Below are 10425 nucleotides of genomic sequence, written 5' to 3' on the forward strand. Positions count from 1 at the left end.
CATGCATCTGACCGACACCAAGGTAGGCCACGACAACACGGGCTGGCGGATCGACTTCGTCGGCGACGACGGCGACGCGGTCACGGTCCACGTTGCCGCCGGCGGGCATCTGGACGAAGAAACGGCGGTGGAGCGCGCTCGGGCCATATTGGTCAAGTTGACCGCGTTCGGGACGCGCGGCGGCTGCAGGAGCCTGAATGCCTACGATGCCGCCAGCAACGGCAACTTCGACGACGACCAGCCACTGATAGGCACTCATCATTAGGCGCCCGTCTTCGGGGCGACCGCCACTTGACCAGTTTTCGAACGGTTTCGATGAGACGGTCCATATCTGTTGGCTTTCCCAGGTTGAGCGCGCCGGCGAGGACTGGATCAGATGCAAGTTCATGGTCAGGACTCGCCGTCGCCAGGACGAACGGAACATTGAACTGCCGAAGCTTCGCCGCTACGGGACTCACTCTTGCCCCGCCGAGATGGACGTCGAGGACGGCGATGTCAGGGAGCTCCTGCTCCAGCAGATCGAGAGCGTCCTCGTTGGATGATACCGGCCCAAGCACCAGCAATCCTGGAGTGGTCGGATTGCGTCGGAGTTCATCGGCGATGAAGAACTCGTCCTCTACGACGAGAGCCTTTGTCTCGCCCCCGGTTCTCGCGCTGACATTGTCTCTCACATCGCCTCACAGTGGGATACCTCGATGAGCAGGCCAGGCAGATCGCGCATCTCGATACCACTTTCGCGATAAGCGGCGGCGCCGATGCGGCCTGGCAGTGTGGTCGGGAATTTGAGTTGAGTGGGCCGCACAGGCTACTCATGTGCATGGTTGTCAGGGACTACACAATTCCCGCACGGCCCGCGAGACTTACGATCCGCGCGGGCCCTTGTTCCCGACGGCGAACTATCCGAGGTGCGCTGAACTCGACGTCGCCCAACTAAATTGGCAGTCCCCGGTGAAAGCGCTTACGTTGAAAGTGGTGCCAGTAACAGGGCTCTTAGCGGCCCCGGGGATGGGTATGAGCGCTACGAGGCTCGGCGCGTCATGTGCGATGTGGCCAAAGCATCGTTTCGCGGAGACGGCGCTCCGGTGATCCGCCGAAATCCGAGCCTGACAGACATACGGTCGATGTCCGCAGTGGCGGCCAGAAGACTTCGCCGAAAAGGTTGCCACAGCGCGCAATGCAGTTGTGATGCCAGTCTGGTATGGCTCTCTAACGGGAGCCACAAGGCGGATTGGCCTCAGCTTTCTGTGATCCGCCTGTCTTTCTCGGACTCCGCCGCCAGCTGCTGCCAGTCCAGATCCTCCTGCAATTCGAGATATTGCGTCGGACCGATGAGATCCCCGTCTCTCAGTTCATCGAGGCGCTGGCGCTGAGCTAGCGTCGCGGCACGCAACAGGCTGCCGCGACGGTCGTCGGAAAGGCCGCCTGGATCGGCTGCGGTCTTGGCATAGAGAGCAATCAGAGCTGCCGCTTCCGGACCTTCTTCCAAGGCCAACCTGGCGATCGCGGCTTCAGCAAGGCCGGCTCGCGCGGCATCGGTCTCTTCGCGGACCATTGCTTGACGCCCTAGCTGGAGAAAGTGGATCATAGGAGCCAGTGTTGCGCCTTGGATGACCAGCGTTGCCAGCACAACCGCAAAGGCGGCGAGGACTACGAGGTCCCGCTCGGGGAAATCTGGCGGGAGAGCGAAAGCTGTCGCGAGAGTGACGAGGCCACGCATTCCCGCCCAACCCACCAGCATTGTCTCTCCGTGTAGGAATGGTGCGAGATAAGCTCCCCTGTCGTGTCGGTAAGTCACTACCGCGTGAAACAGAAAAGCAATCGCGATCCTACAAACAATCACACCTATGACAACAATCGTGGCAAACCAGATAGCGCGCGCTAGCTCATCGGGGGACATCGTCCGGACGATGTTCTTTGCCTGCAAGCCCATCAGCAAGAATGCTACGACATTCAGGAGAAAAACGACGGTTGTCCATACGGCAAACGAATGGACCCGCATCCGGGGCGAGTCGTTGACGGTCGCCAGGGTGGCGATAGTCATAGCGCTGGATACTGTAGCCAAGACCGCCGACAGATGCAGTCTTTCGGCGATTATCCAGGTCGCGAACGCGTAAACGAACTGGAGAAGCGTCCCGCCTACCGTATTTTCTGTGAGTGGTCTGAGTCTGGACAGAAGATAACCAAATGCGATACCGAAAAGTATCCCTCCCGGTGCCGCGACCGCAATCCTAATTACGGTCGCAGACCCCAAGCCGCCACTGGCTTGGACGCTCAGAGCCGCACTGAAAAGTAGCAGGGCGGTCGCGTCGTTGAACAGGCTCTCGCCCTTAAGCAGCGTATCCACCCTGCGATCGACGGGTAGTCCCGACAGGACGGCGGTTGCTGCCGCAGCGTCCGGAGGAGCAACGATCGCGCCAAGAGTGACGGCAACGGCTATTGGGAGGCCGACGGTCATCGCGCTGATTGCAACGACGACACCCGTAGTAGCGAGAACGGCGACTACGGCATAAACAAAGATCGGCAAGAGCATGCGCCTTGCAGCGCCGATAGGAAAGTCGTACGCGGAGTCGACGAGGACCGGCGCAATGAAAAGCGCAAGCGCCGTATGGGGATCAATTGGGATATTCGGCGCACCGGGCACCATCGCGACGGCTACTCCGGCCGCGGCGAGAATTCCCGGGTAGGGCAGGCGGAGTCGCCGGGTGATCTGGAGCAGAATCACGGCCACTGCCAGAAGCGCAATTAGGGTTTCGAAAAAGCTCATGATTGTACACTAACAAAGATCTTCGGACGTTATAGTCCCTGTAGCTTGGTTCGGGAGAATACGGCGGTTAATTTCACAAATTTTAACGGAGCTGGTGATGGACTTCGAGGTAGCGATAATCGGCGCGGGGGCGGCTGGGATCTCAGCTGCCCGCATGCTGAATTCGCAAGGGCGCAAGGTAGTGGTCATTGAAGCAAGCAGCCGCGTCGGAGGCCGAGCCTGGACCAACGAGATCTATGGTTTTCCGCTCGACATGGGTTGTGGTTGGCTACATTCCGGTGAGCGTAATCCGCTGGTCGATCTGGCAAGGGCTGAAGGCTTCGATGTCATCAAAGGTCGCACTGCTTGGCAAGATCAATGGCGCGATCTCGGATTTCCTCCCGATGATCGAAAAGCTGCCCTCGAGGCTTGGTCGGGAATGTCTAAACAGATGGAAAGTGCCCCACCGACCTCTGACCGAGCTTCAGATGCCCTTGGCCCGGGTGGGAAGTGGAACGCTTACTGTCAATCTCTAAGCGGATATCTTAACGGTGCGCCACTCGATCGCCTCTCAGTCGAGGATTTTCTTGCCTACGATAAGGCCGCGACCCAGTCAAACTGGCGGGTGCGTGAAGGGTATGGGACGTTATTGGTAAGGGGTATGCCGGCTGTTCCTCTTTATCTATCTTGCGCTGCGAGGAAGGTGCGGCTAACCCGAACCGGCGTCAGGATTGAGACCGATCGCGGAGCAATTGATTCCCAGGCGGCTATCGTGACTGTCTCGACTGCCGTGCTTGCCAGAACCCTTATCGAATTCGATACCGAAATGGACGACCACCTGCACGCAGCTGCTAATCTACCGCTCGGCCTTGCCGACAAGCTTTTCTTCGAACTCAGTGGAAATCACGGTCTGGAGGCGGAAACCCATCTTCTCGGCAATCCCGCCAATGACGAAACGGGCAGCTACTACATCAGACCCTTGGGTCGATCTGTCGTTGAGGGATTCTTCGGTGGACCAGGCGCGATCGCAATCGAAAATGCAGGAGTTCTTGATGCTTTCGCCTTCGCCCTTGAGGAACTAGCAGCGCTGCTCGGTGGAGAGATACGGCGCCATCTCAAGCCGATCGCCTCCTCCTCGTGGTGCAATGCCGAATGGATACACGGTTCATATAGCCACGCGCTGCCCGGCCGCGCCAGCGACCGTGAAAGACTGGCGAAACCTGTGGGCGAGCGCCTGTTCTTCGCAGGCGAGGCGACAAATCGATCTGACTTCTCCACAGCTCACGGGGCATGGGAGAGCGGGCTCCGGGCAGCGCAAGAGTTCGCGCAATGCTATCCAGCGAACGTTCTTTAATCGTCCGACCTAACGATTCTTCGGTGCTCGTCTCGGTCGTAGCTCGGCCGTCATCCCCGCGTAATGCTTCGGCCCATAGCGCCTAATCCTGCCAGCGAAGGCGGCGAATGTAGCCGAAAGAGGGTTCCTATTCGCGGGCGGCTGGAAAATGATTTTGAAAACGGAGATCAGTCCGGATTCCATACTGCTTGCCCGAAAGCAAAACCGCCAATGGCATGATGATGCGCTTTGAATTGCGACGGGCCGACAGTGCAATCTCGCGTGGACCCATCTACGGAAGCTAGCAATGACGGCGGGCGACCGCTGGATTCTTTCGGCGATGGTGCTTGACTGACGGAGTGGCGAATTCACCTTGCCTACCCCGCGTTACGCGATGAAACAACGCCGGTGGCGGTCGTCGCCGGATCGCTTGGCTATTCGTCGTTAGAGCGCCTCCAGCAAAGCATTCAAACGAAGGGGCGTTCGCCAGGCTATCGGATCGCCTCTGCTCGGCAATGATCGCAATTGGCTTTTGAGAACGCCGATCATTGCCTAGCAGGGGCGTCGGTTCCATTCTCGAGCACCAAATGGGCGGGGCTTACGGCTGAGTCGTACTGATTGCCGCGAGTCTTTCTAGCAACACCGATGTGAGAAGTGGAATTATGGACGGATTTGGCTGGCTTAAATCGTTTCAGTTGCGGTACCTGTAGCACTGCAAAAGCGATTTGCACGGCCGGGACAGCTGGAAAAACCACGTCCCCATCTCCTAGAGCAGGACCCTTGATGAACGCGGATATGATAGCCGACTGGGCGGTGGAAAACGGATTCCATGCGATTGATTCGCGGAGTTATCGTCGCCATGACAATGCAGGCGTGATTACGATTGAAATAAAGAGGATGTCATTCCTCCTCATCGATGAGAGGCAAGGACTGCGACCGCGCCTCATATCACGGTTATTTAAAGACATTCCCCTAAATAGCGGGCGTGGCCGCTTGCAAGGGTTTCTTCTTGACCGCTATCCCAATCGTTGAGTCCTGACGCGATCAACCAGCCCAGCCAATTTACCAAGGCGCCAGACCGGCGGTATCGAGTTGCCATACCGATCAGCAAGGCGATAGTGATCCTCAGGAGGCGTGCCATTTGAACGATCCGGCCGGGAGATTTTTCGCAATTGGGCGGCGCTATGCTGGTCGCCGGTATCGTCCAAATGTTGACCATCAATCCCGCTTTGCCGCATCCCTCCAGGCGCGCTCGAACGGTAGGCGCCAAGCGTGCGGGGCAATGAGTTGGTGGATCGACTTCGGCCCCCAGCCGCCCTGGTCGTAGAGGCGTACGGGCGGCGGGTTATCGAGGAGAGGTTGGGAAATCTCCCAGAGCCGCTCAATACCCTCGGCCGTAGTGAACAACGTGTGGTCACCGCGCATGGCGTCGAGGATCAGACGCTCATAAGCCTCCAGAACTTCGCCAATCAGGCCGGTTTCGCTCATAGCGAATTGCAGCGAGAGCTTGTCGAGCCGGAAGCCCGGCCCAGGGCGCTTACCATAGAAGGAAAGCGAGACCTTGGAAGCATCAGCAAGGTCGAAGGTGAGGTGGTCAGGGCCCTGTGCCCCCACGCCAGAGCCAGCAGGAAACATCGATTTCGGGGGCTCGCGGAATGCGATCGAAATAATGCGCTGCCCCTCGGCCATCCGCTTGCCGGTACGCAGGTAGAAGGGCACGCCAGCCCAGCGCCAGTTGTCGATGGCGCATTTCAGGGCGATGAAGGTGTCAGTGTCGCTTTCGGGGTCGACGCCTGGCTCATTACGGTAGCCAATGTATTGACCGCGCACCACGTCGCGCGGCTCAATTGGCAACATGGAGCGGAACACCTTGTTCTTCTCTTCCGAGATTGGCGCAGGCTCAAGGGCAGTGGGCGGCTCCATCGCCATGAAGGCGAGGATTTGGAAGAGGTGGGTCACCACCATGTCACGATAGGCGCCGGTGGTCTCGTAAAAGGCGGCGCGGGTGGAAAGGCCGAGCGTCTCCGGAACGTCGATCTGCACATGGTCGATGAAGTTGCGGTTCCAGATTGGTTCGAACAGGCCATTGGCAAATCGGAAGGCCAGGATGTTTTGCGCCGGCTCCTTGCCGAGGAAATGGTCGATGCGGAATATCTGCTTCTCGTCGAACACTTCGTGCAGCTTCTTGTTCAGTGCAACGGCACTGGCAAGGTCCGTGCCGAAGGGCTTTTCCATGATGATACGGGAGCGTTCAGTCAGCTCTGCCTGGGCGAGGAGTTGCACGGCCAGAAGGGCGGCACTTGGTGGCACGGATAAATAATGCACGCGCCGCGTTTCGGCGCCGAGTGCTTCTTCGGCCCTGTCGACCGCGTCCTTGAGAGCATTGGCGCCGGCAGAGAGCGGGACGTAGTCGAGCGATGCGGCAAACGCTTCCCATTCGGACTGCGAGAACTTGCGTGTCAAGAACTTGTCCAGCGAGTCACGGGCGATGGTGCGGAAGGCATCCGCATCGATGTCGTCGAGCGAGACGCCGATAATGCGACATCCTGGGATGAAGCCCGCATTGGTGAGGTGGAACAGCCCGGTCAGTAGCTTGCGCCTTGAGAGATCACCTGTTGCGCCGACGAGCACAACGACCTGTGGATAGCCGGGGCCAACCCGAGTTGAATTCTTGCGCAAAACACTCATCCTCAAGTCTTTCGTTGTCCCTTGGGGGATGGAGGTCGACCCCGCTCCGCGCCGCGAATCGGCTATCTTCGTGCGTAATGCCATGGCGTTGAAGCTCACCCCTCTAGGGTTAAATAGAGGCATGGATTGCCCAGCGGAGCAAGGGGGCGGAAATACGGCGCCTAAGTGCCGGGTCTTAGCGACTTCGGTCCCTCCTTGTCGACTTTCTTTGATAGCGATGTCTTGGCGCCTTAGTCAGCAAGATGACCTGGCTCAGAGGCGCAGGGCGCGGTTGTTGACAGCACGGCTACCGCCGGCTAACCCCAGATGAAGCGCAATGCAAGATAACGTTCGGCGGATTTGCCCCAGTCAGTTTTCGCGGTGTGGAATTTGTTCGGCTGAAAGCGCCGGGTTTTACCTCAGCGCGTGCTCGATCCGCTCGATGTTGCTGGTGGGCACGTTGTCGCCGCGCTCGGCCGCCTCTATTTCGTCGACCGTCAGGCCAGTCGTGATCGCCAGATCTTCCAGGCTGTAGCCCTTGGCAAGGCGGTCCTCCTGCAAGGCAGTGGCGGTCTCGGGATTCCTCGAAACATGATCCATCGTCTTCTCCGATTTTTTGAAATTGAATTCTTGCACGAGGATTCCATGCCTCGATGGCAGCCGCGTTCACTTCAGCGGCGTCGCTTTCGCAGATGCAAGCCTGAGCTGCCGCAGCCGCTCGGTCTTCTCTTCGCGACGCTGGCGTTCCTCGGCGGCTGATTCCTGCGCGATCGCGTTCGTCCTCTCGACCGCGGCCGCGCGTTGGCCGACGGTCAAGGTTCTTTTGATCCTCGATACCATGTTATCCATCTAAGAGAGTTTACCGATATATGGTGTTCAGTCACAGATCTCCAATGCATGGCTGCTCTTCGCTGGGCGCGTGGGTCCCCTATTGAAGGAGGCGGGAGCCGTACTCATTTATCCGTCACACCCCGTATCGACGACCGCACCGCGGCGCTCCCCTCTGTCGCAAGTGCGCAACCGTCCGGGATGAGAGGGCGCTCCCCGGTCGGGTTGAGCGCCCTCTGGTAGCGGACGCCCCACAACGCATCTCGGAACAAAGATCGAGCGGCGGGTTTCCCGATGATCTCAAAGCCAGCTTGAAGGAGCAAACCTTGGTCATATGGTCGGAAATGAATCCAGCTTCTACAAGCTCATCACGAACCTGATCTACCTCGAACCTGATGTCTGCTTCCGCTCCACCTTCAACCGTCCAACCTGCCGCCGGGAGAGCGCCTGTCTTCGGAGTAGGGCTTGCACCGGTCAACTCCGCTACATCGGCCGTGGAACCGACAACTGGGAAGACGCGAGAGGGGGTTCCGTCTGATCCTCCCCACCGCCCATCGCGCTTTCAGGCAGGAGGGCGTCAAAGATTCTGAAGATTGAGAATCTCGCCCTACAGATCTGTTCCATCCGCCCGCTGAGGCCGCCAGTCCGCATTTCACGGATAGGGGCGCGATAGTCGAACACGGCGCCCGGATCTGATCGATCCGGAGACTCCGCACAGGATCGCGCTCGCAGAGCGTCCGCGCCGGCGATAAGCTGGTACCGGTCCAATGAGCCTACATACCGGTCCCATCGGCGTCGTTGCGGTTTGCCCTACCGGTCCAATGCCCGGGCGGAAGGTGCGGTTGTTGACCAATGATCCTGCAGCTCTCCAGCGCCTGGCTCCCAGGCGTAGCCGCCTTCGCTATGCTGCATCGGTAATCAACAGCAATTGCCTAATGATCGCTGCCACTGTGGGGTGTTGGGCTCGGAAAGCTACGGCTTACTACCGGCGGACCTACCGAATCCGAAACCCAGATCGAAAGCTTCGCGGGTCCGGCGCGCGAAACGCGCGCCCACCGCGGGGCGCGCGCATCCATAGAAGTTATAGGCGGTAACGACTACGTTCGCGTTCGATTTGTTCCGGGCCATAGGGGTCGAGCGTGTCGTCGAACCTGGTCCAACCTTCCTTGGTGTAAGCGGCACGGCGTGCAGCCGGGTCGACCCAGCTGGAGCGCTTGAGGATTGCTTCTGCTTCCGGGACAAGCGCGTCCTCGACCTTGGCAGTGACCAGCGAGCCGCCCCGGCGGACACCTTCAGCATAAACATTTGCATCCTCGTCAGACACACCGGAGCTCGTCATTGCGCCGATGATGCCGCCTGTTGCACCGCCGGCGACCGCACCGGCGGCGGCGCCGGCAGCGGTTGCCGCCAGCCAGCCGGCTGCCACGACCGGGCCGACACCCGGGATCGCCATTAGGCCCAGGCCCGTCAGAAGGCCGCCGGCGCCGCCGACAACTGCGCCGATGCCGGCGCCCGCGCCCGCACCCTCGCCTGCATTGGAATGCTCGCCGTGGCGATGGTCGGCATTGTTGGAAACGATGCTGATGTCGTTAGAAGGGACGCCGGCGGCTTCAAGCGCGCTGACTGCAGAGCTGGCGTCGGTATAATCATCAAAAAGTCCAGTTACGGTTCTCATGGTTATTCTCCGGAAGGATTTGTTGCGTTACTTGGCGACGATGTTGCCCTGGTAGTCGAGAGCGATGACGACTGCCTTGCCGTCCTTCCTGCCAGACGCCATCCAGATGCCCTTGTCATCCTTCTTGAGGTCCTTGACCTCAGTATAGCCGGCCTTTTCAATACGGTCCTTGGCCTGACCCTCGGTGAAGCTGTTGGCGCCTTCCACCGGGGCGGTAGGGTTGTTCGAGTCAGGAGTTGCGACGGCCGGCGTCTTGCCGTCACTTGTCGTTGCGGGCGCCGTCTGGGCTATGGCTGACAATGCCGACGCGCCCAGAAGCGCTGCGGCGAAAATAAACGTTTTCATGGGATTTCCTCTCGTGCCGAACTATCAGATTCGCGAGTTAGAAACCCCAGGCAAGCTTCTTCGTTCCACCGTCCGGAACATAAAGCGCGATGCTTTTCTTTGCGGTGAACTCGAAGGTCCGACGCGCGGGCTCGCACGATACCAAGATCACGGAACTAAAGTCCGTGTTGCGGATGCTGCGGTTTGTGATAGCCAGCTGAGGTGGAAAGTTGGAGATGAGGGATGGCGACGACGCTGCCGTCGTAGCCGACCAATACCGAACCAAGCAGCACCTGGGATCGCGCTCTCATCGCAGCTGATTCAATGGCTTGTGCACTAAATGACTAGCTCGGAGAATTGGAACAATTTTGATCTTGCAGGCTCTGGAGCGATGCGTCGAGGCTCAGTACCAGGCCTGTCGGGGCATAATCAACAGCGACATTTCCGAAAGCAGACAGGCTGGAATAGATGAGCCGGGAGCCGAAGCCCCTCCTTTTCGGAGCTGCCACAGCCGGGCCGCCGCGCTCTCGCCAACGGACGTCGAGGCGATCGTCGCCCGCTTCTCGACGCAGGGACCACTCGATTTCGACCACTCCGGTATCCGCCGATAGGGCCCCGTACTTCGTCGCGTTCGTGACAAGCTCGTGCAGCACGAGAGAGAACGCTAACGCAGCCTGGGGGTTCAGTTCGACGGTGGGGCCACGTGCTTTGAAACGTTCCGATCCAAGTCCGAGATTGCTCGCGGTCGCCTCGACAATCGTGTCCATGGTCGCAGACAGCCAGTTTTTCTGCAGCAGAATGTCATGCGCGTGGGCATAGGCGTTGATGCGCGCCGATATCGCCTGCTCGACGTCC

General features: G+C 59.3%; 11 protein-coding genes. 3 read left to right on the forward strand and 8 right to left on the reverse strand.

Annotated features, from left to right (window positions below; genetic code table 11):
• The first annotated feature begins 1 nt into the window (after nt 1).
• A complete protein-coding gene (locus tag ATY29_RS08885) occupies nt 2-265 on the forward strand; it encodes a hypothetical protein (protein ID WP_097536037.1) in 264 nt (87 codons plus the stop codon).
• Here ATY29_RS08885 and ATY29_RS37580 read toward each other — a convergent pair.
• Entirely contained in the window at nt 153-671 is a 519-nt protein-coding gene (locus ATY29_RS37580) for a response regulator (protein WP_097536040.1), read from the reverse strand. The genes ATY29_RS08885 and ATY29_RS37580 overlap by 113 nt on opposite strands.
• 563 nt (nt 672-1234) lie before the next feature.
• Complete coding sequence (locus ATY29_RS08900; protein ID WP_097536042.1) at nt 1235-2764, reverse strand: cation:proton antiporter; 1530 nt, start codon at nt 2762-2764, stop codon at nt 1235-1237.
• A gap of 97 nt (nt 2765-2861) precedes the next feature.
• Here ATY29_RS08900 and ATY29_RS08905 point away from each other — a divergent pair, with 97 nt between their 5' ends.
• Together ATY29_RS08905 and ATY29_RS08915 are read left to right on the forward strand one after the other, a co-directional pair.
• Entirely contained in the window at nt 2862-4097 is a 1236-nt protein-coding gene (locus ATY29_RS08905) for a flavin monoamine oxidase family protein (protein WP_097536044.1), read from the forward strand.
• A 762-nt stretch (nt 4098-4859) separates the two neighbouring features.
• Nucleotides 4860-5108 carry a hypothetical protein gene (locus ATY29_RS08915; RefSeq protein ID WP_097536046.1) on the forward strand — a complete coding sequence of 83 codons (249 nt, stop codon included), beginning with the start codon at nt 4860-4862 and terminating at the stop codon, nt 5106-5108.
• Between the two features lie 186 nt (nt 5109-5294).
• On the opposite strand, the gene zwf is transcribed toward ATY29_RS08915, so the two are convergent.
• From zwf to ATY29_RS08940, 6 genes are all read right to left on the reverse strand, one after another.
• Complete coding sequence (gene zwf / locus ATY29_RS08920; protein WP_097536048.1) at nt 5295-6764, reverse strand: glucose-6-phosphate dehydrogenase; 1470 nt, start codon at nt 6762-6764, stop codon at nt 5295-5297.
• A gap of 393 nt (nt 6765-7157) precedes the next feature.
• Complete coding sequence (locus ATY29_RS08925) at nt 7158-7343, reverse strand: helix-turn-helix domain-containing protein (RefSeq protein ID WP_097536070.1); 186 nt, start codon at nt 7341-7343, stop codon at nt 7158-7160.
• A 66-nt stretch (nt 7344-7409) separates the two neighbouring features.
• Complete coding sequence (locus tag ATY29_RS36810) at nt 7410-7559, reverse strand: hypothetical protein (RefSeq protein WP_165779404.1); 150 nt, start codon at nt 7557-7559, stop codon at nt 7410-7412.
• 1093 nt (nt 7560-8652) lie between these two features.
• Nucleotides 8653-9246, reverse strand: a complete 594-nt coding sequence (locus ATY29_RS08930; RefSeq protein WP_097536050.1) for a general stress protein — start codon at nt 9244-9246, stop codon at nt 8653-8655.
• A gap of 27 nt (nt 9247-9273) precedes the next feature.
• The gene (locus ATY29_RS08935; RefSeq protein WP_097536052.1) at nt 9274-9591 is read right to left on the reverse strand and encodes a hypothetical protein; all 318 of its coding nucleotides are present in this window, start codon (nt 9589-9591) and stop codon (nt 9274-9276) included.
• A 323-nt stretch (nt 9592-9914) separates the two neighbouring features.
• Nucleotides 9915-10425, reverse strand: a 511-nt coding sequence (locus ATY29_RS08940) for a sensor histidine kinase (protein ID WP_133118193.1), incomplete at its 5' end; no start/stop codon positions are given.

Source organism: Rhizobium hidalgonense, from assembly GCF_002914525.1.
GTDB lineage: Bacteria > Pseudomonadota > Alphaproteobacteria > Rhizobiales > Rhizobiaceae > Rhizobium > Rhizobium hidalgonense.